The organism is Staphylococcus sp. HMSC067F07, assembly GCF_001837405.1.
In the GTDB taxonomy this organism is placed as follows: domain Bacteria; phylum Bacillota; class Bacilli; order Staphylococcales; family Staphylococcaceae; genus Staphylococcus; species Staphylococcus capitis.
In genome coordinates this window covers 70,485-97,298 of the sequence record NZ_KV832237.1, presented here as the reverse complement: position 1 = coordinate 97,298, position 26,814 = coordinate 70,485, and the positions used below count along the sequence as shown (strand labels likewise).

The following is a 26,814-nucleotide window of genomic DNA, read 5'->3' as shown; positions in this document are numbered from 1 at the left end:
TAGAACATTCGTTCTTGTTTGTATTGAATAAGAACACGTGTTCGTATATAATAGATTTCGTAAGGGAGGCATAGTTATGTATGACTATAATCTATTAGAGGATAGAGATGTATTATGCATTGATCAGAAGAGCTTTTTTGCGAGTGTGTCATGTATGGAGAAAGGCTTGGATCCTTTAGAAACCAAGTTAGCAGTAGTAGCTGATACGAAAAGGCAGGGGTCAGTAGTGTTGGCTGCTACACCGAAATTGAAAGAAATAGGTATAAAAACGGGATCTAGACTTTTTGAAATACCACATCGAAATGATATTTATATCATTAACCCAAGTATGAGAAAGTATTTAAATGTTTCTGTTGCTATTTCAAAAATTGCACTACGTTATGTACCACCTGAAGACTTACATCAATATAGTATTGATGAATTTTTTATGGATGTCACAGATAGTTATCATAGGTTTAGTTCTACAGTTTATGCGTTTTGCGAACGATTAAAAAAAGAGATACTGGAAGAGACAGGTATCCATTGCACTGTTGGTATAGGTTCTAATATGTTATTAAGCAAAATAGCAATGGATATAGAAGCAAAGCATACAGAAGATGGAATTGCAGAATGGCGTTATCAAGATGTACCTGATAAGTTATGGCCTATTCAACCGTTAAGAGATTTCTGGGGTATTAATAAACGTACTGAAGCGAAATTAAATAAGAGAGGGATATTTACAATTGGCGATTTAGCACAATATCCTTATCGCTATTTAAAGAGAGATTTTGGTATTTTAGGTGTAGATATGCATTTACATGCTAACGGTATTGATCAAAGTAAAGTAAGAGAAAAATACAAAGTAACAAATCCTTCAATATGTAAAAGTCAAATTTTGATGAGAGATTATCGATTTGAGGAATCAAAAGTAGTCATGCAAGAACTCATTGAAGATGTAGCAAGTAGATTAAGAGCACAGAAAAAATTAGCGCGTACGATACATTTTTCATTTGGTTATGCTGATGATGGAGGTGTACACAAGCAGTATACTTTAGAAGATCCTACAAATTTAGAAAGAGATATTTTTAAAGTGATTAATTATTTTGCGAATCGATTATGTGATAAAAATGCTTTGTATAGGACGCTAAGTGTATCTTTAACACAGTTTGTAGATGAACAAGATCGACAGTTAAATTTATTTATTGATGAGTATGAGCGTAAACGAGATGAAAAACTAGCTAAAACAATTGACCATTTACACCTAAAATATGGTAGAGGTATCGTTTCTAAAGCGACATCTTATACTGAAGCAGGGACTAAGCATGGTCGATTAGGACTTATGGCTGGCCACAAAATGTAGGTGATTAACGTTAAAAATTTAGAAATAATCCCCTAAAGCGATGATTGATATGTTATTCATCACACTTTAGGGGACTTATATTATTCAATATAGGTATCGAAATTTTTTAAAGCTTTGATACCACGTTCTCGATCTTCAGGATTTTTAAAGCTTATTTGCAATGCGCCATAGATATCTTCGCGGACTTCTAAAATTTTAAGGTTGCTTATAGAAATATTATGTAAACTTAAGATATGTGTAACTTTGCTTATCATACCCGGTTTATCCGGAATGTCTACATATAGATCATACGCCACAGATAGGGCACCTCGTTGTTTAGCGGGTAGGCGATCACGATAATTTTTAGCTTTAGCAAAGAACTCGTAAATGTTTTCATCATTATTAGAATTTATCATCTTTTCAAATGCTGTAATTTGATTTTTTAGTTCGTTTAACAAAGACAAAATATGCGTTTGGTTATTTAAAGTGATATCTTTCCACATTTGAGCATTACTACTGGCAATTCGCGTAATATCTCTAAAACCTCCAGCAGCTAATTTTTCTACTAATTCATGTTGATCTACATGATTGGCACTTAAGTGTACTAAGCTAGATGCGATAATATGAGGGACATGACTAACTACACCAGTTACAAAATCATGTTCATCAGCATTCGTTGTAATAAACTTAGCTAAAGTATGCTTGAATAAATTTTGTAAATATTTAGCTGCTTCTTGATTTTCTTTTTCATTAAATACAAGAATGTAATAGGCGTTTTCAAATAAATGCTTTTTAGAGTTTAATACTCCAGATTTATGACTTCCTGCCATAGGATGACCACCAACTAAATGAATATTGTTATCTAGTAGTTGTTGTTCAAAAGTTTGAATAGTAGATTTAGTGCTTCCGGTATCGGTCACTATCAAATGAGGCTTGGTTTTATAATTGGGAAGTTCTGATAAATACTTAATTGTTTGTTCTACAGGCGTTGCATAAACAATGACATCAGCTTTTTCAACTGCGGTTTTGTAATCAGTTATTTTTTTATCAATAATACCAATGGACAATGCTTTATCTAACTGTGTTTCATTAGCGTCATAAGCCATAATTTGTACGTCGGAATTATAATATTTTAAATTACTAGCTAAACTACCACCAATAAGACCAAGGCCAACAAATAATATGTGTTGCATAAACAATCACCTTATTTCAAAATTTTCAGAATAGTATTATTGTAAATGAGAGAAGAAAAGTAAGCAATACTCTAAAATAGTAATCTATAATTGTTAGAGTATGAAGGTGGTTTAGTTTAAAATAAAAAGTGATTTAAGAAAAAAGGGGGATAATATGAGCGGAATTTTAGAAACTATAAAAACATTAACTGAAATCAATAGCCCATCTGGTAATGCTGACGAAGCGATTAATTATGTCAAAAACTATGTTGAAGATCTAGGTTATCATACAAAAGTTACTAATAAAGGCGGACTCCTTATTACTGTTGATGGTACAAATGAAAATAAACAGCGGTGTATAACAGCACATGTGGATACATTAGGGGCAATGGTTAAAGAGATTAAAGAAAATGGCAGATTAGCTTTAGACTTAATAGGTGGATTTCACTTCAATGCTATAGAAGGTGAGTATTGTGAAATTCAAACCCAAACCGGTCAAACATTTTCAGGAACAATCTGTCTACATGAAACGAGCGTGCATGTTTACAAAGATAACCATAATATTCCAAGAGATAAAGAGCATATGGAAGTAAGAATTGATGAAATAACTCATAATGCTCAAGAAACAAAAGATTTAGGCATAGAAGTGGGTGATTTCATATCATTTGATCCTAGAACAGTTATCACTCAATCAGGATTTATTAAGTCTAGACATCTAGATGATAAAGCGAGTGTCGGAATGATTCTAGAACTTTTGAAAAAGCTAAAAAACGAAGGTACAAAATTACCGCATACAACACAATTTTATATTTCTAACAATGAAGAAATAGGGTATGGTGCAAATTCAAGCATTTCAGAAGATATTGTCGAATTTATAGCTTTAGATATGGGAGCGCTAGGGGATGGTCAATCTTCTAATGAATATACTGTTTCAATTTGCGCAAAAGATGGATCTGGTCCATACCATAAAGCACTAAAAAATCATCTAATTAACCTTTGTAAAATTAATGACATACCATACAAAGTAGATATTTATCCATATTATAGTTCAGATGCTTCAGCAGCTCTAAAAGCAGGATCTGATATTCGTCATGGTTTATTCGGAGCAGGTATTGAATCCTCACATGCAATGGAGAGAACACACTTAGATTCGATTAATGCCACTCAAGAATTACTTTATGCTTATTGTTTGTCGCCAATCAATGAATAAAAAAAACAAGTTTATATTGACAAAGTTAACATTAATATGTATGATACTGAATAATTAGAAAAATCAGACAATTTTAATGAATAAGTAGTTACTGCATGTTGTAGCACTAAGAAAGCTAATGGTTGATGTAAATTAGCACAATGCAATAAACGAATTGGGCTTTCAAATTACAATTAAATAATTTAAAAGTGAACAAATAAAATTGTTAACTAAGGTGGCACCACGGTAACGCGTCCTTATTGCGAGATAAGCGTTATTGTGGTGTTTTTTAAGCAAAATGTAGTATTTAAAGAATAGGTAGCAACAGAAAGTTAGTGGTTGATGTAAACTAACACCTACTTTGAAGAAATTGGGTTTTGTGAAATAAAAAATAAATACAAAGAGTGAGTTTTGAATATTACGAATATTCGGCTAATTAAGGTGGTACCACGCGTCAGCGTCCTTTTTCATAAGGAGGCTGATTTTTTAATGGAAAGGAGAAGAAATATGGATGTAGTTTATAAAAAGTTAAATGCGCTAATGACGCCAGAAGCTTTAGCACAATTAGGAGAAGCAAAAATTATATTTGAAAGTACAAATCAAGATAAATTAAAAGGAAGATACTCCATCGTTGTCTTAGAAGACTATGGTTCAGTTACTCTTGATAATAATCAATTAATTATTAATACAAGAGAAAAAATAAAAGTGGTGAATGAACATCCGTATGATTATTTAAAAAGTTTAGTCAATCAGTACTACGTGAATATTGCAGATGATCAATTGAAGCATTTACCTTTTATTTCAGGTTTTATAGGGACATGTAGTTTTGATCTTGTAAGGCATGAGTTTCCTAAACTTCAAGAAATTGAATTAGATGATCATCGGGATCATGACGTTAAATTTTATCTGGTAGAAGATACTTATGTTTTTGATCACTATAAAGATGAGTTGTATGTGATTTCAACAAATTTATTCTCAAATACTTCTAAATCTCAGTTGGAAGCAAAAGTTAAACAAAGAATTGATGAATTAAAAAACATCAATTTAGCTCATGAAAGAATAAAGTTGAAACAACCTGAACGACAAATTGAGACAAATATAGGAGAACAAGAATTTTTAAAAATAATAACAGAATTAAAAAAGAAAATCGCAGAAGGGGATATGTTCCAAGTTGTGCCTTCAAGAATTTATTATTACAAGCATAACTTTGTAACTCATTTGCATCAATTAAGTTTTCAACTTTATCAAAAATTAAAGAGACAAAATCCTAGTCCATATATGTATTATATGAATAAAGATATTCCTATAGTCGTAGGCAGTTCACCTGAAAGTTTCGTTAGAGTTAAAGATGGATTGGTTTATACCAATCCAATAGCTGGAACTACTAAGCGAGGTGCTAATAAAGATGAGGATAAGAAAAATAGTCACGCTTTACTTAAGGACGAAAAAGAGATAAGTGAACATAGTATGCTTGTAGATTTAGGTAGAAATGATATTCATAGAATTAGTAAAGTAGGAACTTCTAAAATCACAAAGTTAATGGAAATTGAGAAATATGAACATGTCATGCACATAGTGAGTGAAGTCGTAGGTGAATTAAAGGAGAATTTATCTCCAATGAGTGTCATTGCAAGTTTATTACCCACAGGTACAGTATCGGGGGCACCAAAATTAAGGGCCATTCAAAGGATTTATGAAGCTTATCCGTTTAAACGAGGGATTTATAGTGGGGGAGTTGGCTACATCAATTGTAATCATAATTTAGATTTCGCGCTTGCTATACGTACTATGCTCATAGACGACAAACAAGTAAACATTGAAGCAGGTTGTGGTGTAGTTTATGATTCCATACCTGAGAAAGAACTCGAAGAAACTAAACTGAAAGCAAAGAGTTTACTGGAGGTGACTCCATGATTTTAATTATAGATAACTATGATTCTTTTACCTATAATCTCGTAGATATAGTATCAAAACAAGCAGATGTGACTGTTAAATTTCCCGATGACAGTGAAATTTATGAACTTAAAAATATCTCAGCAGTTATTATTTCTCCAGGTCCAGGGCATCCATTAGATAATAATTTATTGATTAAATTAATTGAATATTTCGAAAACAAACCGATATTAGGTGTCTGCCTAGGATCACAAGCATTGACTTGTTATTACGGTGGAGAAGTTATTCAAGGACTAAAAATTATGCATGGTAAAGTGGATGATTTAGAAATAGTGAAATCAACACCTTTGTACCAAGGTTTACCTAATCATTTTAAAATAATGCGATATCACTCATTAATAAGTAATCCTAAAACATTTCCATCCGCTTTAGAAATTACTGGTCAAACGATAGATTGCATACAGTCATTTCAACATAAATACAAAAAACATTATGGAATCCAATATCATCCTGAATCCTTTGCAACAGAACATGGAAAAAAAATAATTAACAACTTTGTAAGACTAGCAATGAAAGGTAGTTAAAAAATGAAATTATTAAAAGATATTGAAGATAATAGACAGTTAACGGAAGAACATATGAAGGAATTTATCGATATTCTTCTTAATCCAAATGTGAAGGAAGACAATAAACTTAAGTTATTAAAGTCTTACACTAAAAAGGAAATGCAACAAATTGAACTAACCTATTTAGTTAAACATCTTATAAGCACAATGTATCCAGTTCAACCCTATTATGAAGGAGCGATGTGCGTTTGTGGTACTGGAGGAGATGGTTCAAACAGTTTCAATATATCAACAACAGTAGCATTCATAGTAGCAAGTGCCGGTGTACCGGTAGTTAAACATGGCAAGAAAAGTATCACATCGCATTCAGGTAGTACCGATGTTCTTCAAGCAATGGGGATTCAAACAAGTGAAGTAGCTAGTGTGATAAAACAATTAGATACAAAAGGTCTCTCTTTCATTAGTGCCACTGATTCTTATCCAATTATGAAATACATCCAACCCATTAGGAAGCAGATAAAGTCTCCAACAATATTTAATTTAGTAGGGCCTCTTATCAATCCATTTAAACTAACTTATCAAGTGATGGGTGTCTATGATGTTACACAACTAGATAAGATTGCTCAAACTATCAAAGATTTAGGTAGGAAGAGAGCTATTGTCGTTCATGGTGCAAATGGTATGGATGAGGCAACGCTATCGGGAAACAATATCATTTATGAAATTAACCAAAATAAGCCAATCAAACAGTATACAATTAATGCTAAAAATTATGGTTTAACTATTGCTGACAATGACGCACTCAAAGGGGGAACACCTGAAGAAAATAAAAATATAGCCATAAATATATTAAATGGAAACGATCAATCGAGTAAAAAAGATGTCGTTATACTCAATGCAGCAATTGCTTTATACGTGGCTGAAAAAGCAAAAGATATTCACTCAGGTATTAAACTAGTACGTCATCTTATAGACAGTGGTCAGGCTATGAAACAGTATTTAAAGATGGGGGTATAGTGATGACGATACTTAATGAAATAGTTAATTATAAAAAGTCACTACTTAAGGAAGGATATTATCAACAAAAATTAGAAGAATTAGAATATGTTGATGTTTCTAATAAGAAGAAATTAATAAATGCATTGAAAAATGAAAAAAAGTTATCGGTTATTGCAGAAATAAAGACTAAAAGTCCAACGCTAAAACAATTACCTCATAGAAACTTAATAGATCAAGTAAAAGAATATGAATTATATGGTGCAAATGCAATTTCAATCTTAACAGATGAAAAATACTTTGGTGGTAGTTTCGAAAGATTGAGTGAACTCACCGTCGAAACATCTTTACCAGTACTGTGTAAAGATTTTATAGTAGATAAAATTCAAATTGACGTAGCTAAAAAAGCAGGTGCTTCTATTGTTTTGCTTATTGTTAACATTCTCACAGACAAAGAGTTAAAAACTTTATATGATTATGCAACAGAACTTAACTTAGAAGTTTTAGTTGAGGTACATGATAGAAATGAATTAAATAGAGCACATCAATTATCGCCAAAAATAATTGGAGTTAATAATCGAGATTTGAAACGGTTTGTTACTAACGTGGAACATACGAACCAAATTTTAAAATTTAAAAAGAAAGGATTTCATTATATTTCAGAAAGCGGTATTCATAGTACTCATGATGTTGAGCACATTTTACAGTCAGGTATAGATGGCTTACTAGTGGGTGAATCATTAATGAAATGCAACGACTTAAGTCAATTTTTACCAAGCTTAAAAATGGAGAAGATTCATCAATGATTTTAAAATTTTGCGGGTTTAAAAATGAAGAAGATATCGAAAAGGTTAAAAATCTAAATGTTGATGCAATAGGGTTTGTCCATTTTCCTAGCAGTAAACGACACGTGAGTATGAATCAATTAAAATTACTGTCCAAACGAGTTCCAGACCATATTCATTGCGTGGTAGTCTTGGTAAATCCAACATTAGACTTAATTAAGCAAGTCTTCAATGAAACTAATATCAACGTAATACAACTTCATGGAAGTGAGTCTATTCAATTAATAAAAGCAATTAGAAAGTTAAATCCTACGATTAAAATTTTTAAAGCAATTCCTGCTGATAAATATTTAAATAAAAATATTGAAAAATATGAGAAAACCGTTGATTTATTTATTATTGATACACCATCTCAAAATTATGGTGGAACAGGTGATACATATGATTGGAATATGCTTAGTAATATTCGGAAATCACGTTTTTTAATAGCTGGCGGGTTAGATATAAATCATATTAGTAAACTAAAATACCTTAAATTAGGTCAGTGTGGTTACGATATTGCTAGTGGGATTGAGACAGATAATATTAAAGATTTAGCAAAAATGACGCAAATTATAAAAATAATTAAAGGAGATGAAAGAAATGAACATACAAACAGAAGCTGACGAGCTAGGTTTTTTTGGTGAATATGGTGGCCAGTATGTCCCTGAAACACTGATGCCTGCAATCATAGAACTCAAAAAAGCTTATCAACAGGCTAAACAAGACGAATCATTCCAAGAGGAGCTCGCAAGTTATTTAAAAGACTATGTCGGAAGAGAAACACCACTTACTTACGCTAAATCATTTACCGAAGATTTAGGAGGAGCCAAAATATATTTAAAACGTGAAGACTTAAATCATACTGGGGCACATAAAATTAATAACGCTTTAGGTCAAGCATTGTTGGCGAAGCGTATGGGAAAAACAAAATTAGTTGCTGAAACAGGTGCTGGGCAACATGGTGTGGCGAGTGCCACAGTAGCTGCTTTATTCGATATGGAGCTCATCGTTTTTATGGGAAAAGAAGATGTTAAAAGACAACAATTGAATGTATTTAGAATGGAACTTCTAGGCGCAAAAGTTGTTTCAGTAGAAGAAGGACAAGGAACATTGTCTGATGCTGTCAATAGAGCTTTAAAATATTGGGTAAGCCATGTAGAGGACACACATTATTTATTAGGTTCAGCCTTAGGACCTGATCCTTTTCCTACAATGGTTAGAGATTTCCAAAGTGTGATTGGAAACGAAATAAAAAGACAAATTAATCAAAAAGAAGGGCGTTTACCAGAGGCTATAGTTGCATGTGTAGGTGGGGGTTCTAATGCGATAGGGACCTTCCATCCATTTATTAATGATGACGTAAAACTTTACGGGGTTGAAGCTGCAGGTAAAGGAGTTAACTCAAATAAACATGCATTAGCTATAGGAAAGGGAAAACCTGGTGTTCTACATGGATCTAAAATGTATCTTATTCAAGATGAGGATGGACAGATAGAGTTAGCCCATTCAATATCTGCAGGACTAGATTACCCAGGAATAGGTCCGGAACATTCATATTATAATGATATAGGTAGAGTGAAATATGTAAATGCCTCTGATGAAGAAGCCATGGAAGCTCTAATAAGATTCTCTAGAGCTGAAGGTATTATTCCTGCAATTGAAAGTGCTCATGCGATTAGTTATGTTGAAAAGTTAGCTCCAAAAATGAGAAAAGATGAAATTATTGTTATTACTGTCTCTGGTAGAGGGGATAAAGATATGGAAACAATTAGAAATTATACTGAAAGTCGTGGTGATATAGATGAGTAAGTTATTTATTCCTTATATAATGGGAAATTTAAAGTTTATTGAGAACTTAAAGATACTAAGTGAAGCAGGTGCTGATATTATAGAAATTGGTGTTCCTTTTTCAGATCCAGTAGCGGACGGTTCAACAATCATGAACGCTGGAGCAAAAGCCATTGAAGAAGGCGTGAATATTAATTTTATATTTGAACAGTTAATTAAAAATAAAGAGACTATAACTTCTAAATATGTTTTAATGACCTATTATAATATTATCTCATCATTTGGGGAGAATGAATTTTTAAATAAATGTGAGGAAGCAGGTGTATATGGTTTAATCATTCCAGATTTGCCGTTTGAACTAACCCAAAAGTTTAAAAAAGATTTCCCTAATGAGAAAGTTAAATTAATCTCACTTATAGCAATGACTACTTCTGAGGAAAGAATTAAAAATATTGCTAAAAAGGCAGAAGGTTTTATTTACACGGTTACGATGAATGCTACTACTGGAGAAAATGGTCAATTTCACCCTGAATTAAAAAGAAAAATCGAATTAATTAAAGGTGTCACAGATGTACCTGTGGTTGCTGGATTCGGTATTAGAAATCAAGAACATGTGAAAGATATTGGACGTATAGCAGATGGCGTTGTCATCGGCAGTGAAATTGTAAAAAGATTCGCTGAGAGTGATCCTAGTGAGATGTTTCAATTTTTAAGAAGCATAAGAAAGACACTCGATCAAATTTAAAATGGCAGTTAATAGGTTGGGATAAATGGGTGTTCCAACCTTTTTTTAATTTTGAGGGGATAGCTATATTAAATTTATATTTGAATATTTCATAGCTAATCGGGGTAAATTAATTTTATAACAAGTTAAAGAGGTGAAAGTGAATGAGTAAAAAAGTATTATTTGTTCTAACTAGTACGAGTCAGTATCCTGATGGTACGGAAACTGGTTTATGGTTAGAAGAAGCCGGAGAACCTTATGATATTCTTAGAAACGAAGGGATTGATGTTGATATAGCGTCAATCAAAGGTGGTAAGGTTAACTTAGACCCTAACTCCACTTCAGATGAGTTATTAAACAAATATACTTCATTTACTTCGCAGTTAAATCATACACCAAGTATTGAGGACATTGATGTTGATGAGTATGAAGCAATTTATTTACCAGGTGGTCATGGTACAGTTTTTGATTTTGCTAATAATGAAAAATTAGCAAATATTTTAGTACATTTTAGAGACCATGATAAAATTATTTCATCAGTTTGTCACGGACCAAGTGCATTTGTTGGTGTTAAAACAAGTAATGGTAAATATCTTGTTGATGGTATACGCTTAACCGCTTTTACTGATAGTGAAGAAAAAGCAATGGGACTGGAAGATAAAGTACCATTTTTAACGCAATCTAAATTAGAAGAACAAGGTGCTCATTTCATTACAAGTGATGATTTTACTTCACATTTAGAAGAGGTTCGTAAGTTTATTACTGGTCAAAATCCTCAATCAAGCGAAGTCATTGGTAAAGCACTTGTAAATGCATTAAAATAAAACTGGTTATAAAATAATATGGGCTCAAACCTTTGTTTAGTCCATATTATTTTTTACATAATTATTCAAATCTAAAGTTGATTACCAATTTAGTGCAATTTTTAAATTAGTTAATATTTTAGTTTTGGGTTTAACTATTGTATACTTGTTAAGATTAAAGTATAGATAACATATATAATCATAAAGTTACATATAATGTATATTTAACAACAATCTATCATACTTAATGTTAAATAAAGAGAGTTATAAAGAGATTAATAGGAGTTATGATAATGAAGTTTACGAATTTAACAGCCAAAGAATTTAGTGACTTTACTGATCAAATGCCTTATAGCCATTTTACTCAGATGGAAGGTAATTATGAACTTAAAGTTGCTGAAGGAACGGATTCACATCTTGTAGGAATTAAAAATAATGACAATCAAGTGATTGCTGCATGTTTATTAACTGCTGTACCTGTAATGAAAATTTTTAAATATTTTTATTCAAATCGCGGGCCAGTAATTGATTATGATAATAAAGAACTTGTTCACTTTTTCTTTAATGAACTAAGTAAATACGTAAAAAAGTATAACTGTCTTTATCTAAGAGTTGACCCTTATCTTCCATACCAATACTTAAATCATGATGGTGAAATTATTGGAAATGCTGGCCATGATTGGTTTTTCAATAAAATGGAAGAATTAGGATTTGAACATGAAGGCTTTCATAAAGGCTTCCATCCTATATTACAAGTAAGATACCATTCTGTTTTAGATTTAAAAGATAAAACATCTAAAGATATTCTTAAAGGAATGGATAGTTTAAGAAAGCGAAATACTAAGAAAGTACAAAAAAATGGTGTTAAAGTTCGTTTCCTATCCGAAGATGAATTACCTATTTTCAGATCATTTATGGAAGATACTACTGAAACGAAAGAATTCGCTGATAGAGATGATAGTTTCTATTATAATAGATTCAAACATTTCAAAGACAGAGTGTTAGTACCATTAGCATATATTGATTTCGATGAATATATCGAGGAACTTAATAATGAAAGAGATGTTCTCAATAAGGATTTAAATAAAGCGCTTAAAGATATTGAGAAGAGACCTGACAATAAGAAAGCTTATAACAAAAAGGATAATCTTCAACAACAATTAGATGCAAATCAACAAAAAATTGATGAAGCTAAAAATTTACAACAAGAACATGGTAATGAATTACCTATTTCAGCAGGATACTTTTTCATTAATCCTTTTGAGGTTGTATATTACGCCGGTGGTACTTCAAATCGTTATCGTCATTATGCTGGTAGTTATGCAATTCAATGGAAAATGATAAACTATGCTTTAGAACATGGTATTGATCGTTATAATTTTTATGGAGTTAGTGGGGACTTCAGTGAAGACGCTGAAGATGTAGGAGTAATTAAGTTCAAAAAAGGCTATAACGCTGATGTTATTGAATATGTAGGTGATTTTATAAAACCAATCAATAAACCTATGTATGCAATCTATAACGCACTTAAAAAGTTAAAGAAATAGATTTTTTAGGAAGGGAATTATCTAATTATGAAATTTACAGAGTTAACAGTTAAAGAATTCGAAAACTTTGTACAAAATCCATCATTAGAAAGCCATTATTTTCAGGTAAAGGAAAATATTGCTACGCGTGAAGCAGATGGATTCCAAGTTGTATTATTAGGTGTTAAAGATGATGACAATAGAGTAATTGCAGCAAGTCTTTTCTCTAAAATTCCTACAATGGGAAGTTATGTATATTATTCAAATCGTGGTCCAGTTATGGATTATTCAGATTTAGGTTTAGTTGATTTTTATTTAAGAGAATTGGAAAATTATCTACACCAACATCAATGTTTATACGTAAAATTAGATCCTTATTGGATATATCAAGTTCATGATAAAGACATCAATCCTTTAACTGAGAAGAACGATGCTTTAGTTAACCTCTTTAAATCACATGGTTATGACCACCATGGTTTCACAACTGAATATGATACTTCTAGCCAAGTAAGATGGATGGGCGTTTTAGATTTAGAAGGTAAGACACCTTCTTCACTGAAAAAGGAATTTGATAGTCAACGTAAAAGAAATATTAATAAAGCGATAAACTATGGAATTAAAGTAAGATTTCTTGAGAGAGATGAATTTGATAAATTCTTAGATTTATATCGCGAAACTGAAGCTAGAACAGGCTTTGTATCTAAAACAGATCAATATTTCTATAATTTCATTGATCACTATGGCGATAAAGTTCTTTTACCATTGGCCTATATAGACTTAGATGAATACATAGAAAAAGTTCAACATTCTTTAAATGATAAAGAGAATCGTCGTGATGATATGATGGCTAAAGAAAATAAAAATGATAAGCAATTAAGAAAAATTGCCGAATTAGATAAACAAATTGAGCATGACAAAAAAGAATTACTAAATGCTAGTGAGATTCGTCAAACTGAAGGATCCATTCTAAACTTAGCAGCAGGTGTATACTTCGCTAATGCATATGAAGTCAATTATTTCTCAGGAGGTTCTTCAGAAAAGTTCAACCAATATATGGGACCTTATGCAATGCATTGGCATATGATAAATTATTGCTTCGATAATGGTTACGCAAGATATAACTTTTATGGTTTATCTGGTGACTTTACTAAAGATAGTGAAGATTATGGTGTTTATCGCTTTAAGAGAGGATTTAATGTTCAAATTGAAGAATTAATTGGCGATTTTTATAAACCAATTAATAAAGTGAAATATTGGTTATTCACGACATTAGATCGTATACGTAGTAAGGTTAAAAAATAAATATCTATATTTGAGAGCATATTGGGATAGAGCCAATATGCTCTTTTACCATATTAGAGAAGGGTTGGAAAACTCTAACTGGTTAGTGTAGGTAGAATATAAATCTTAGTTGTCGAAATCATGTTGTTCCCTACACATTTAATAATAGCATATTATTTTTATTGCACAATAATGCACTTAGATTAATTTTAAATAAAGTTTTTATATCTATAAGAGTTACTATTATTATAATCGTTTAAATAAAGAGAGAATGACAAATTTGAATGATGAAGTTTTTATAAAAAGCTAAAAATGAAGATTATACAACTGATATTTTCTAAATTTTTTGGAAGTTTGTTAATTTAATCGACAGTATACTAAAGATATTTAAAGCGAAGTATAGTATAGAGATGATTATAAAAGTATTATGTAAACTAAGGATATATATTTGCTTTTAAAAACAATTAATTAAGGAGATTTCATCTAATCTAATCTAAAGCACCTTATAACAAGAGATTGAGAGGCATTTTGGGCCATACATCAATTAAAAAAGTGATATTAAAGTTTGTTTCAATTAAATACAGCAAATTTATGGTGATTATTATCCAACAATGGCTTGTAATTTAGCAAATTAAGTATATAAACAAACGCTTATGGAAGATATTTACGCCTTAACTCTATATATATATAGCGATAAGTTATAATAAGCTCGTACGATTGCATAGCGCATAATAATCTTGGAGATTTAGTGGCTGTGTTAGAAGAAATAATTCAAATTAATTCAGCACACATTTAAAATACTAATAATAACCATAATTATAATAATCAGTTGTATATATGCGCGCTGGGATGTTTTTAATCTTTTAGTTTACATAATATATATTATAGGAAGTTGTGTATATTTGTTCAGGGGCCTTACTTGTTGTCTATAAAATATTACTTACTCGCGTTATTTGTTGTTTAACTATTTGTTTTATTTCTCTATTGTCTTACATTATTAATAAGCTAGATTACTATCATTACTCTATGATATTAGTTAATAGAAATTGCAACTATATATGTATTCACACTTATAAATCTAATGAGTAGCTATAGTTAATCATTTTGATGTATTTTGTATGCTATACTGAATTCATTATTACTAAATTTGGAGTGACTCGATAATGAATTTTATTTTTGATATAGATGGTACAATTTGTTTTGATGGTCATCATGTTGACCAATCTATTAAACATCGGCTTGTAAAACTCAAAAATGCTCACAATAATGTAATATTCGCATCTGCACGTCCTATAAGAGATTTGCTACCAGTAATTCCTGAATTTGCGGATTATACTTTAATTGGTGGAAATGGAGCTATTATTTCTCAAAATGGACAAATCGAAATTATTTCGGAAATAGACGTTCATGATATTACGCTTATCAAACAAATCATTAAGCAATACAATTTAACATATATCATTGATGATAAATTCAATTACTCGACAAATCTAAATGCTGATACTGAATTGTATCAGCGTATAGACCCTAATCGTACGGCACAATCTTTACATATGGATGCTATAAAGGATCCGATTAAGGCTATACTTTTAAATATTAAATCTGAAGAATTTGCTACTATTACTAATACTTTAGAAACTGAATCTAATGGAATTGAGCTTATACACCATTACAATGAATCATACATTGATGTTACTGCTCAAGGTATAGATAAGCATACGACGATTCAATACATATTGGGTGCTGAAGTGGATTATATCGCATTCGGCAATGATCATAATGATATACATATGTTAAATAATGCTTCTCATGGTTATTTCGTCTCAAATGCTAATGTAGAGTATCAATCTTTTTTAAAGAACCCTAATATAGAAGTTATAAATAATACTAATGAAGCAATTTGTAATGTCTTAGATAGATATCTTTAAGAGGTATTAATCGTAGAACATAAAAATCAATATAAAACTTCCCACTCAATATCAAGCATGTATGAAGCGGGGAGTTTCTATTATTCAAATGTTTCAATTAATAATTTAGTGTACTCATTACGTTCAGAATCAAATAATTCATTTGTTTTGAAATCATCAACAATTAATCCATCTTTTAAAACGATAATTCGATTTGTTAAACGTTGCAACACTGATAAATCGTGTGATATAACAATCATCGTTTGAGGTATGTCAATTTCGGATTTCAATAAGAAATCAATTACCTTTTGTTCTGCGATAACATCAAGATTTGATGTTATTTCATCGCATATCAAGATGTCTGGTTGAGCTAGTAAAGTTCTTATAATATTTAATCTCTGCAATTGACCGCCACTTACTTCATTTGGATACTTTTGCAACAATTGATGAGATAAGTGAAAAGCATCTAAATGATTTAAAATTTGTTCTTTTATAAATGAAGCTTTAACTTTATTGTAATAAATAAGGGGCTCCTCTAATGATTGTTGAATTGTATAGTGTCTATCAAAACTTTCAAATGCATGTTGATATATAGGCAATACACGTTTGGAATCTACATTAACTTTACCTCTTATAGATTTGATTTCATTTAATATTAGTTTAACTAGGGTAGTTTTACCTGCCCCGCTCTCACCTAGAATACCTACCTTTTCATTTTCTTTAATGTCTAAATTAATACCATTAAGTACTGGATGATTTTTACTATATTCATAATAGACGTTTTGTAATCTAATCATTATTCATTTATCTCCCTTTGACTCAAGGTATTTCTGTTTTCTAATAATTGTTTTGTATAGGAATGAGATACTCTATTTTCTAAGAGGTTGCCAACTTCACCAGTCTCTACCACTTCCCCATGCTTCATAACAGTAAAATAATCTCCATAACGAAGGACATGATTCATATTATGAGTAATAAGGAGTACCGTATTATGATGATCTTTGACAATGTGTTGAAGCAGTTGCATTATTTTATGACCATTAACCACATCTAATGAAGCTACAGGTTCATCTGCGATAATAAGTTTAGGATCTAGCATTAGTACACTAGCAATATATACGCGTTCTAGCTGACCACCTGAAAGTTCAAAGCTATATTTTTTTATAATATTAGAATCATCTAAATTCACCCATTTTAATGCGTTCTTTATCTTTTCTAATGCTTCAAAACGACTTGCATCATGATGAGTACGGTATATTGCGATGAGTTGTTTTTCTAAACGTGTATGTTCGTTAAAGCTTTGAGCATAATTTTGAGAAATATAACCAATGTCCTTACCTAAAAATTTTTTTATGTCACGAGCCTCATTATTCTCAAATTGATATTCCGTAAAACTCATATCAAGACCTTTAGGTAAATAATTTAACAGTGCTCTAGCTGTGAGACTTTTACCTGCCCCACTTTCTCCAATAATTACATTTAAGATTCCTTTGCGGACATCTAAGTTTAGGTTTTTAATTAAACTTGTACCATTTAGATCGCTAATGTTAAGATTTTTAATTTTTAAAAGAGTCAAACTCGGCACCTCTCTTCTCTAATAAGCGGTCTCGAATTGCATCACCAGTAAGATTGAATAACAATATTGTGATTGAAATAAGTGTGGCTGGTGCAATAATCATAATAGGATGAGACGTGATGAAATTTCGTCCTGCTTGCAGCATAGCTCCCCATTCAGGAGAAGGCGGTTGTGCCCCTAATCCTAAGAATGATAGCGAACTAATGTATAATATAATTTTACCGAAATCTACTACCATAATGACCAAAATAGATGGTATGACCTTTGGTAATAAATGTTTAAATAAAATATTAAAAGTTGACACATTGAATAGTTTAGCCATTTTGATATAGGAATAATTCATTTCAGAATTAACAATCCCTCTCGTTACACTTGTATAATTCATCCATTTAATAAGTGTAATCGCAATGACTAAATTCCATATACTTGGATGAAAAAAGCTTGCTAAAGCAATCATTATGACAAACTCTGGAATACTTAAACCGATATCGATAATCCTCATAATGATTGAATCAATAATCCCTTTTTTATAGCCTGCCAAAAGACCCAATGGCACACCTATTAAAATAGTAAAAAGTAACGTAAGTAATGTAATGAATAAAGTTGTACGAGCGCCTATGATAAGACGGCTAAACAAATCGCGACCATAATCGTCAGTGCCTAATAAATGTTTGAAGCTTATAGGTTTAAACGTCTCTGATAAATGAACATTGAAAGCTGCGTCTGGACTTACAAATAATTGTAAGGCAATGATTATAAAGATATAAATACCAAACACATAAAAAATATAATTACGGTTGGCTAGTTTACGCTTCATGTCGATCACCTTCTTGTCTATGCTGGCTTTGGCGAGAGGATTTGAAAATATTTATTCCATCTTTAGAGTTATAACGTTGTTTAGGATCCATCATCAAACTTAAAATATCTGCAATCGTATTGATAATCACTACGAAACAGCCTATAAATAAAACGCAACCTTGTATTAAAGGATAGTCTCTTGATTTGATGCTATCTACTAAAATGTAACCTAAACCTGGAATATCGAATAAGTTTTCAATGACTACAGTGCCCCCTATTAAACTACCTACTGATAAACCTAATAATGGGATAATGGGAAGTAATGAAGGTTTAAAGATGTCGTTAAATAAAATATAACGTTCTGACATTCCTCGTAACCTAGAAGCTTCCACAATTGGACTTTGGTATTGTTCTAATAAATTAGATCGAATGAGTCGAATATAATATGCACACATTCCAATGCTCATTGTAAGTATAGGTAATACATATATGGCTATAGACCCCTCCTCCGATGTTGGTAAGAGATTGAGTTTTTGATTAAAAATAAATAATAAAATTAATCCAAAAAAAAATGAAGGTAAGCTTACCGAAAGAGAAGTAAAAATACGTATCAAGTGATCTAAAGTTTTGTGATAGTTTAATGCCGCAAAAATACCTAATGGTATAGAAATAAGCATAGATACAATTAGAGTGCCAAAGGTAATAATCAATGTTGGGCCAATATAACCTGTGATTTCTTGTGTTACTGGTTCATTAGTTTGAAAACTTGTACCTAAATTGAAGTGTAATAAATGACTCATCCAGTGCCACCATTGAACAAATATTGAGTCATTTAAACCTAATTTCTGTTCTGTTGCTCGAATTTGGGATTGAGAAACCTGAGTTGTATCAAGATGAAGGATTTTATTAACAGGATTACCTGGTGATAATTTCATCAGAATAAATGTGAGCGTTGTGATTACAAACAGAACAATCATCATTTGCAATATTTTGGAAATGATTGTTTTAAACATTATAGAAGCATCCTTCCACTTTAAATGAATTAAATATTTATATAATAAAATTTAACATTAAATTGTTTTTGTTATCATCTTTCTATTATAGTAGTGATTTTAAAAAAATAATAGTAAGAGCGTTAAATAAAAAAGACTCAACACTTTCGAATTACCGAATGTGCGGAGTCTTTAAAAAATTTTATTTACGAAAACGATGTCTCGACTTTTTAAAATCGTCATCATCTTCATATTTACGAATTTCTTTCTCAAGTTTATTTTTCTTACGCTCACGTCGCCATTTACGAGTAAAGAACCACAATAAGAAACTTATGATTAAACTCATTATAGCTAAAAAGGCAGCATAACCTAATAAAGGTTGATAAGAAATATCATGGAAATTTGGAATAAAGAATGCTAATAATGCTAAAACTACAAACGTGATGATTGCGGCCGAAAACCATTTATGTAAAACAAGAGTACAGAATACTGTTAACAAAATCATTGCTAAGATAGTAATCCATAAATAATTAGGCATATCAAAAATTGTCATTATACTATCTCCTCGTTCTCTAATTAATAATAATTTTATTATACTATTGATGTGCATTAAACTACTCAGGCTCAAGTAGGAAAGTTTTATAAATCACGCTTAATTCTAACCTATTCATGATACAAGATTAAATATTTAATTCCCTGCTTATATATTAGATAAACAAACAATTAGATAACCACATGAAATGTTATTCTGAATTGAGTTTTGTATAATATAAGTAATTCTAATTTAAGGAGTGTGTGACTGATGACACAAGGTCTACCTTTAAGAAAAGATGTTCCAAAGCAAGAAACATGGGACCTCAAAGATCTTTTTATTAATGATGAAGCATTTTATGAAACTTTAAATCAAGTATTTAAGTCTTCTAAAGAGTTTAATTCTAAATATAAAAATCAACTTACTAACATTGAGAATGTCGAACGAGCGTTGAAAGATTATGAGGACATTCTAATTCAATTAGATCGCCTATATAATTATCCTGAATTAAGAGTTAGTGTTGATACTTCTAATGAAGAGGCACAAAAAGTAAATGCTAAACTTAATACGATGTCTGGAAAAATTGCTGGTTTATTATCATTTGTAGATTCAGAAATCTTGGCATTATCCGAGGAAACGTTAAATGAATTACAAGAAAAAACTAATTATCCTCACTTTATTAAGAGATTACATGATAGAAAGCCGTATCAATTATCAACTGAAGTAGAACAAGTACTTGCCACATTAACACCTACTTTAAGAAGTCCGTTTGAATTATATGGCACCACTAAAAGTTTGGATATAGACTTCGAATCATTTGAACATAATGGTGTTACCTATCCATTAGATTACGCAACTTTTGAAAATGAATACGAAGATCATCCAGATGCTGAATTTAGAAGAAAGAGTTTTAAAACATTTAGTGATGCTATACGTAAATATCAAAATACAACGGCAGCTACATATAACATGCAAGTACAACAAGAGAAAATTGAAGCGGATTTACGTGGGTATGACTCCGTAATAGATTATTTACTTCAAGAACAAGAAGTTACGCGTGATATGTTTGACCGTCAAATTGATGTCATTATGAGTGATTTAGCTCCTGTAATGCAGAAATATGCTAAACTCATTCAACGTGTACATGGTCTTGATAAAATGCGCTTTGAAGATTTGAAAATATCTATTGACCCAAGTTATGAACCTGATATATCTATTGAAACTTCAAAAGAATATATTTATGGAGCGCTTAACGTTTTAGGTGATGATTATGTAAATATGTTAGAAACTGCTTACAACAATCGTTGGATTGATTTCGCACAAAATAAAGGTAAAGAGACAGGCGCTTATTGTGCGAGCCCTTACTTTACGCACTCTTATGTGTTTATCTCTTGGACAGGCAAAATGGCTGAAACTTTCGTTCTTGCTCATGAGTTAGGTCATGCAGGACATTTTAAATTAGCACAAGACCATCAAAATTTACTGGAATCTGAGGCATCAATGTACTTTGTTGAAGCGCCTTCTACAATGAATGAAATGTTAATGGCTAACTACCTATTTAACAGTAGTAATGATCCTAAATTCAAACGTTGGGTGATTGGTTCAATTCTATCAAGAACTTATTACCACAATATGGTAACGCATTTATTAGAAGCTGCATATCAACGTAAAGTATATCAATTAGTAGATGAAGGAGAATCACTCACAGCTCCGATCCTAAATAAAATTATGCTAGATGTGTACGAAACATTCTTCGGTAATGTGGTTGAAATGACTGATGGCTTCGAACTAACATGGATGCGTCAGCCACATTATTATATGGGTTTATATTCATACACGTACTCTGCTGGTTTAACTATTGGTACAGTTGTATCTCAAAAAATTAAAAATGAAGGTCAACCAGCTGTAGATAACTGGTTAAATACATTAAAAGCTGGCGGTAGTATGTCTCCAGTTGAATTAGCTCAAACTGCCGGTGTTGATATCACTACTGAAGCTCCATTAAAAGCTACAATAAAGTATATCTCAGAGTTGGTGGATGAATTAGAGAGATTAACAGATGAAATTGAAGCTGAATAAAGAATAATTGAATATGAAAAATCGCCCCTACAGGATATAATTTATCCAATAAGGGCGATTTTTTTATTAGTCAAATGTATCGTAATGCTCTCCGGTTAAATAATAATAGACACTTTCGGCAATATTACTAATGTGATCTCCAATGCGTTCTAAGTGTCGAGCGGCTAAATGTGCTTGACCAGCAACGAATGGATCATTATCAATTAAGTATGTTGTGTTAACGATATTAATGTATAAATCATCAATGTCTTTATCTCTTTCAATAATTTCCTTAATTAATGTTAAATCCTCGGTTTTAACTGCTGTATTTAAGTCTTCTAGCATAAGCATTGCTAACTTACCCATCGTCTTTAAACGTGTAAACACATAATCATCGTTAATCTTCACTCTTAAACGTATATGTGCGATGCTTGCAGCATTGTCCCCCATTCTTTCAAAGTCAGTAGAAATTTTTAATGCTGCCATCATCATGCGTAAATCAGTAGCAATTGGTTGCTGTTTAGTGATTAACATAATGACTTTTTCATTAATCTCATAATCTAATTGATTAATTTCCTTATCTTTCTCAATGGTTTCTCTAGCAAACGTTCTTTTTTCTTCACTTAACGACACTAATGCATTTTTGATATTAAAATAAACACGAAGGCCAAGACGACGTAAATCTTTGATTAACTCATCTAGCTGACCTTCGTATTTATGTCTAATGATTGCCATATATAATTATCCGAAACGTCCTGAAATATAATCTTCTGTTTGTTTATCAGAAGGATTAGAGAAGATTTTATCAGTGTCGTCGTATTCGTTTACATAACCATTAAGGAAGAATGCTGTTTTATCAGATACACGTGCAGCTTGTTGCATGTTATGTGTAACCATAATAATTGAATAATTTTGTTTTAAGTCTTGTACTAATTCTTCAACTCTTAAAGTTGAAATTGGGTCTAATGCTGATGTTGGCTCATCCATTAAAATTACATCCGGTTCAATTGCTAGGCATCTAGCGATACAAACACGTTGTTGTTGCCCCCCTGATAAGCCATAAGCATTAGTGTGTAATCTATCTTTCAATTCATCCCATATTGCAGCGCCACGTAATGATTTCTCTACAATTTCGTCTAAAACTTTTTTATTTTTAATACCATGTGTTTTAGGACCGTAAGTAATATTATCGTAAATTGATTTAGGGAATGGGTTCGGTTGTTGGAAGACCATTCCTACATTAGTTCTTAGTTTCTCTTTAGAATATTTAGCATCAAAGATGTTTTGATCGCGATATAAGATTTTACCAGCTGTTTTAACAGAAGGTACAAGCTCAACCATACGATTTAAAGTTTTGATGTAAGTTGATTTACCACAACCTGATGGTCCGATAATTGCTGTTACATTATTTTCTAAAATATCTAAGTTAATGTTTTGTAACGCATGATTTTCACCGTACCACAAATCTAAATTTTGAGTAGAATATACGATGTTTTTTTGACTATCAGGTGTCTTGTCTTTTTTATCATTTTCAGTAGTAATAATCGTAGACACAGAGCCATTATTTTTCTCTGTTTGCTCATTTAATTTATTTTTTTCTGCGACTTGTGAATTAGCCATAATTAAAAACTCCTTCTATATATAGTCGAGGTTTTATACGTATCACCCTCGACTATTTGAATAACTATTTCCCTATAAGTTTAATTAATATTTTTTACTGAATTTATTACGTAAAAGAATTGCTACTGCATTCATTGCTAATAAAATAATTAGTAAGACGATAATTCCTGCTGATGCAACATTCTGGAATTCAGCTTGAGGCATTTTAGCCCAAGTGTAAATTTGAGTTGGAAGTGCAGAGAATTGATCTAATAAGCCAGAAGGTGTAGCTAAAAGAATAGTTGGGATACCAATAACTACTAATGGTGCAGTTTCACCTAATGCACGAGATAACGATAAGATAAACCCAGTTAAGATACCAGGTAATGCTGCAGGTAATACGACTCTTCTAATCGTTTGCCATTTATTAGCACCTAATCCAAATGACGCTTCTCTCACCGAACCAGGTACAGCTCTAATAGCCTCTTGACTTGAAACGATGATAACTGGAAGAATCAATAATGACATTGCCAATGCAGCTGCTAAGACACTATTGCCCATACCTGCTGCTCCAACGAAAAGTGTGTAACCTAATAAACCGAATACGATTGAAGGTACACCAGCTAAGTTTGAAATACTTATTTTTACAATACTTGTAAAAATATTGTCCTTTGCATATTCTTCAAGATAAATCGCTGTACCAATTCCAAGAATGATAGTAATTGGAATAATAGTAACAATTAACCAAATGGATCCAACCAACGCACCTTTAATACCGGCATCTGCAGGTGTTGAAGATGAGAAATTCGTAAAGAATTCAGGTGTTAAATGTCCTGCCCCTTTAATAATTGTTTGTGCTAGTAAAGCAACTAATACTACGAGACCGATGACTGTGCATAGAAAAAATAATCCTTTAAATATTTTATTCTTAGTACCACGAGTAGAAATGTTTTTATCTACCTTATTTTTATCTATTAACGCTTTATTAGTAGGATTTGTTGTTGCACTCATATTAATACTCCTCTCTGAATCGTTTTGAAATCCATTGTGAAAGTAGATTCATTATTATAGTGAAGATAAATAGAGTAAATCCTACCGCATAAATACTGTAGTAGATATCTGAGCCAAATGGCGCGTCACCAGTTGCAACTTCAACAATATAACCAGTCATTGTTTGAATGGAACTAGTTAGACTTAATGAAGATGTAGGTGTACTACCAGCTGCTAATGAAACAATCATAGTTTCACCAATCGCTCTTGAAACACCCAATACAATTGATGCGACAACACCTGAAGTGGCTGCAGGTAAGACAACTTTAGTAGCAACTTCAAATTTAGTTGCACCAAGACCATAAGCGCCTTCACGTATTTTATTAGGTACAGAAGACATTGCATCTTCACTCAAACTTGTAATAATAGGCACGATCATAATACCAACAACTATACCGGGACTTATAGAGTTGAACTCGCCTAAACCAGGAATAATACTTCTTAAAATTGGTGTTACAAAAGTTAAGGCAAAGAAACCGAATACTATCGTAGGTATACCTGCTAATATTTCTAGGATTGGTTTGATGATACGACGTGTTCTATCACTTGCATATTCATTAAGATAAATTGCAGCGCCTAGTCCAATTGGAACTGATACGATAGTTGCAATGAAAGTAATTTTTAATGTACCTATAATCAATGCCCAAATGCCATATTCAGGATTTGAACCCGTAGGATTCCACGTTCCTGTTAAAAAGAATTTAGAAAATGGTACACGTGTAAAGAAAGTGATTGTCTCAGTGAGTAAAGTAAATAAAATAGCAATAGTGGTTAAGATTGAAATAGCTGAAATAATACCCAAAATGATAGGAACGATTTTATCACTTGCTCCACCCTTTTTAGCATTATTCTTGGCTATCATTTCTCTAACATTTGTTTGTGAAGCCATGTAAATCCCTCTTTCTAATTTCTCCCAAAATAATTTAAAAAAGATTGGGAATTACTTTAGGGAATGATGAGTTCAAATGAATCAATTGTTTATAAAAACTCAATAATCTTCCCTGAAGAAAAAAGTACAGACAAAGTGGTTGTTCTCCACTTTGTCTTATACTTTTGCAAATTCCCAACCCTTTTATATTAAGTACACTAATTTTTATTTTTTGTCGTCTGATTTTTTATCTGATTTCTTGTCAGATTTTTTATCAGATTTTTGATGTTTATCTAAAAACTTATTTAACTCTTTTAATTGAGATTTATAAGTTTTCTTAGGAGCAGCTACTTCATCTTTAGCTTCAGCAGATTTACCTTCATCTTTAAGAACGAATTTCATGAATTCAGACATTACTTTGTTATCTTTTAATGATTTATCTTTAACGTAGATGAATAATGGTCTACTTAAAGCATATGAACCATTTTTGATTGTTTTCTTAGTTGGTTCAGTTAATTTGCCGTTATCATCTTTGATCTTAACTTCTTTTAATTTGTCTTTATTTTGTTCGTAGAACGCATAACCGAAGTAACCAATACCTTCTTTGTTTTTAGTTACAGAGCTAACTAATTGGTTAGTATCAGCATTTTTCTCAGCCTTGATATCTTGTTTGTTCATTACTTCCTCTTCGAAGAAGTCGTATGTACCATGACTTGAGTTAGGTGATACAGCATTGATTTTTTTGTTTGGCCATTTAGAATTTACATCTTTCCAAGTTTTAGCTTTTCCAGAATAAATATCTTTTAATTGAGATTTAGTTAATGATTTTACGAATTTATTATCTTTATTTACTGCGATAGTAACAGCATCTTGTGCAATTTTAAATTCGTGGTATTTAATACCTTTATCTTCTAATTTTTTCTTTTCTTCGTCTTTAATAGGTCTTGAAGCGTCTGAGAAATCAGTTTCGCCAGCAATGAATTTTTGGAATCCAGCACCTGTACCAGCTTGTCCAGAAGAAATTTTAGCGTCTTTGTGATTTTTCGCCCATTTTTCATTTAATTTTTCGACGATAGGAGCTACAGTAGATGAACCTTCACCTTTTGCAGAACCTTTAAGATCACTTCCGCTACCAGAACCTCCATTATTACCACCGCAAGCGCCAAGTAAGAATGAAGCACCTAATACAGTAGTACCGACTAATTGCCACTTTTTCATTGAAACATCCTCCTAGTATAAATAACCCTAATGTTATATGTATTTCTTACAGCTTTTATAATACATACCTTTTGTTAATTAAAAATAGAGTAATTGTAAATCTTTTGTTAAGAATGTTTAAAGGTTGGTATAA

The 26,814-nt window shown here is 31.5% G+C and carries 25 protein-coding genes; 14 read left to right on the top strand and 11 right to left on the bottom strand.

Features of this window, described 5'->3' with window-relative positions; all coding sequences use genetic code 11:
* Nucleotides 1-76: 76 nt before the first annotated feature.
* Nucleotides 77-1,339 carry a Y-family DNA polymerase gene (locus tag HMPREF2706_RS07460; RefSeq protein ID WP_030062726.1) on the top strand — a complete coding sequence of 421 codons (1,263 nt, stop codon included), beginning with the start codon at nucleotides 77-79 and terminating at the stop codon, nucleotides 1,337-1,339.
* An 80-nt stretch (nucleotides 1,340-1,419) separates the two neighbouring features.
* Here HMPREF2706_RS07460 and HMPREF2706_RS07455 read toward each other — a convergent pair whose 3' ends face one another.
* Entirely contained in the window at nucleotides 1,420-2,511 is a 1,092-nt protein-coding gene (locus tag HMPREF2706_RS07455) for a prephenate dehydrogenase (protein ID WP_047796241.1), read from the bottom strand.
* Nucleotides 2,512-2,665: 154 nt separating this feature from the next.
* On the opposite strand from HMPREF2706_RS07455, the gene HMPREF2706_RS07450 reads away from it, so the two are divergent.
* From HMPREF2706_RS07450 to HMPREF2706_RS07395, 12 genes are all read left to right on the top strand, one after another.
* Nucleotides 2,666-3,700 carry a M42 family metallopeptidase gene (locus HMPREF2706_RS07450; protein WP_049428601.1) on the top strand — a complete coding sequence of 345 codons (1,035 nt, stop codon included), beginning with the start codon at nucleotides 2,666-2,668 and terminating at the stop codon, nucleotides 3,698-3,700.
* 486 nt (nucleotides 3,701-4,186) lie between these two features.
* The gene (locus tag HMPREF2706_RS07445; RefSeq protein ID WP_049428603.1) at nucleotides 4,187-5,593 is read left to right on the top strand and encodes an anthranilate synthase component I; all 1,407 of its coding nucleotides are present in this window, start codon (nucleotides 4,187-4,189) and stop codon (nucleotides 5,591-5,593) included.
* On the top strand, nucleotides 5,590-6,156 hold the full coding sequence (locus tag HMPREF2706_RS07440) for an anthranilate synthase component II (RefSeq protein ID WP_070862297.1): 567 nt from the start codon (nucleotides 5,590-5,592) through the stop codon (nucleotides 6,154-6,156). Before HMPREF2706_RS07445 ends, HMPREF2706_RS07440 begins: the two co-directional genes overlap by 4 nt.
* A gap of 3 nt (nucleotides 6,157-6,159) precedes the next feature.
* Entirely contained in the window at nucleotides 6,160-7,155 is a 996-nt protein-coding gene (gene trpD / locus HMPREF2706_RS07435; protein ID WP_070862296.1) for an anthranilate phosphoribosyltransferase, read from the top strand.
* Nucleotides 7,156-7,157: 2 nt separating this feature from the next.
* Nucleotides 7,158-7,940 (top strand): indole-3-glycerol phosphate synthase TrpC, encoded by a 783-nt coding sequence (trpC, locus tag HMPREF2706_RS07430; protein WP_070597799.1) that lies wholly within the window; start codon nucleotides 7,158-7,160, stop codon nucleotides 7,938-7,940.
* Complete coding sequence (locus tag HMPREF2706_RS07425) at nucleotides 7,937-8,584, top strand: phosphoribosylanthranilate isomerase (protein ID WP_049428608.1); 648 nt, start codon at nucleotides 7,937-7,939, stop codon at nucleotides 8,582-8,584. The genes trpC and HMPREF2706_RS07425 overlap by 4 nt, the downstream gene beginning before the upstream one ends.
* The gene (gene trpB / locus HMPREF2706_RS07420; RefSeq protein ID WP_049428610.1) at nucleotides 8,562-9,770 is read left to right on the top strand and encodes a tryptophan synthase subunit beta; all 1,209 of its coding nucleotides are present in this window, start codon (nucleotides 8,562-8,564) and stop codon (nucleotides 9,768-9,770) included. Before HMPREF2706_RS07425 ends, trpB begins: the two co-directional genes overlap by 23 nt.
* Nucleotides 9,763-10,494, top strand: coding sequence for a tryptophan synthase subunit alpha (trpA, locus tag HMPREF2706_RS07415; protein ID WP_002433703.1), 732 nt, complete (start codon nucleotides 9,763-9,765; stop codon nucleotides 10,492-10,494). The genes trpB and trpA overlap by 8 nt, the downstream gene beginning before the upstream one ends.
* Nucleotides 10,495-10,637: 143 nt before the next feature.
* Complete coding sequence (locus tag HMPREF2706_RS07410) at nucleotides 10,638-11,297, top strand: type 1 glutamine amidotransferase domain-containing protein (protein ID WP_049428612.1); 660 nt, start codon at nucleotides 10,638-10,640, stop codon at nucleotides 11,295-11,297.
* A 272-nt stretch (nucleotides 11,298-11,569) separates the two neighbouring features.
* Nucleotides 11,570-12,823 carry an aminoacyltransferase gene (locus HMPREF2706_RS07405; RefSeq protein ID WP_023350306.1) on the top strand — a complete coding sequence of 418 codons (1,254 nt, stop codon included), beginning with the start codon at nucleotides 11,570-11,572 and terminating at the stop codon, nucleotides 12,821-12,823.
* 27 nt (nucleotides 12,824-12,850) lie between these two features.
* Nucleotides 12,851-14,104, top strand: coding sequence for an aminoacyltransferase (locus HMPREF2706_RS07400; RefSeq protein ID WP_023350305.1), 1,254 nt, complete (start codon nucleotides 12,851-12,853; stop codon nucleotides 14,102-14,104).
* Between the two features lie 1,142 nt (nucleotides 14,105-15,246).
* Nucleotides 15,247-16,011 carry an HAD-IIB family hydrolase gene (locus HMPREF2706_RS07395; RefSeq protein ID WP_049428614.1) on the top strand — a complete coding sequence of 255 codons (765 nt, stop codon included), beginning with the start codon at nucleotides 15,247-15,249 and terminating at the stop codon, nucleotides 16,009-16,011.
* Nucleotides 16,012-16,091: 80 nt separating this feature from the next.
* Here the strand turns inward: HMPREF2706_RS07395 and HMPREF2706_RS07390 are convergent, their stop codons facing one another.
* The 5 genes from HMPREF2706_RS07390 to HMPREF2706_RS07370 all read right to left on the bottom strand — a co-directional run bounded on the left by HMPREF2706_RS07390 (nucleotide 16,092) and on the right by HMPREF2706_RS07370 (nucleotide 19,909).
* Nucleotides 16,092-16,787, bottom strand: a complete 696-nt coding sequence (locus HMPREF2706_RS07390; RefSeq protein WP_049428617.1) for an ATP-binding cassette domain-containing protein — start codon at nucleotides 16,785-16,787, stop codon at nucleotides 16,092-16,094.
* Complete coding sequence (locus HMPREF2706_RS07385) at nucleotides 16,787-17,566, bottom strand: ATP-binding cassette domain-containing protein (protein ID WP_049428618.1); 780 nt, start codon at nucleotides 17,564-17,566, stop codon at nucleotides 16,787-16,789. Before HMPREF2706_RS07385 ends, HMPREF2706_RS07390 begins: the two co-directional genes overlap by 1 nt.
* Nucleotides 17,547-18,383: a nickel transporter permease gene (nikC, locus tag HMPREF2706_RS07380; protein ID WP_037549003.1), complete on the bottom strand. Its 837-nt coding sequence runs from the start codon at nucleotides 18,381-18,383 to the stop codon at nucleotides 17,547-17,549. Before nikC ends, HMPREF2706_RS07385 begins: the two co-directional genes overlap by 20 nt.
* A complete protein-coding gene (gene nikB / locus HMPREF2706_RS07375) occupies nucleotides 18,373-19,377 on the bottom strand; it encodes a nickel ABC transporter permease (RefSeq protein WP_070862295.1) in 1,005 nt (334 codons plus the stop codon). Before nikB ends, nikC begins: the two co-directional genes overlap by 11 nt.
* 181 nt (nucleotides 19,378-19,558) lie before the next feature.
* Nucleotides 19,559-19,909, bottom strand: a complete 351-nt coding sequence (locus HMPREF2706_RS07370; RefSeq protein WP_002433873.1) for a membrane protein — start codon at nucleotides 19,907-19,909, stop codon at nucleotides 19,559-19,561.
* A gap of 249 nt (nucleotides 19,910-20,158) precedes the next feature.
* Between HMPREF2706_RS07370 and pepF the strand changes: the two genes are divergently transcribed.
* Nucleotides 20,159-21,967 (top strand): oligoendopeptidase F, encoded by a 1,809-nt coding sequence (gene pepF, locus HMPREF2706_RS07365; protein WP_070862294.1) that lies wholly within the window; start codon nucleotides 20,159-20,161, stop codon nucleotides 21,965-21,967.
* A 66-nt stretch (nucleotides 21,968-22,033) separates the two neighbouring features.
* On the opposite strand, the gene phoU is transcribed toward pepF, so the two are convergent.
* The 5 genes from phoU to HMPREF2706_RS07340 form a co-directional block, all read right to left on the bottom strand.
* The gene (gene phoU, locus HMPREF2706_RS07360; protein WP_002453208.1) at nucleotides 22,034-22,681 is read right to left on the bottom strand and encodes a phosphate signaling complex protein PhoU; all 648 of its coding nucleotides are present in this window, start codon (nucleotides 22,679-22,681) and stop codon (nucleotides 22,034-22,036) included.
* Between the two features lie 6 nt (nucleotides 22,682-22,687).
* Nucleotides 22,688-23,566, bottom strand: coding sequence for a phosphate ABC transporter ATP-binding protein PstB (pstB, locus tag HMPREF2706_RS07355; RefSeq protein WP_002433584.1), 879 nt, complete (start codon nucleotides 23,564-23,566; stop codon nucleotides 22,688-22,690).
* Nucleotides 23,567-23,650: 84 nt separating this feature from the next.
* A complete protein-coding gene (gene pstA, locus HMPREF2706_RS07350) occupies nucleotides 23,651-24,556 on the bottom strand; it encodes a phosphate ABC transporter permease PstA (RefSeq protein ID WP_049428624.1) in 906 nt (301 codons plus the stop codon).
* A gap of 1 nt (nucleotide 24,557) precedes the next feature.
* Complete coding sequence (pstC, locus tag HMPREF2706_RS07345; protein ID WP_002433906.1) at nucleotides 24,558-25,484, bottom strand: phosphate ABC transporter permease subunit PstC; 927 nt, start codon at nucleotides 25,482-25,484, stop codon at nucleotides 24,558-24,560.
* Nucleotides 25,485-25,688: 204 nt separating this feature from the next.
* Complete coding sequence (locus HMPREF2706_RS07340) at nucleotides 25,689-26,681, bottom strand: PstS family phosphate ABC transporter substrate-binding protein (protein ID WP_002470038.1); 993 nt, start codon at nucleotides 26,679-26,681, stop codon at nucleotides 25,689-25,691.
* Between the last annotated feature and the right edge of the window lie 133 nt (nucleotides 26,682-26,814).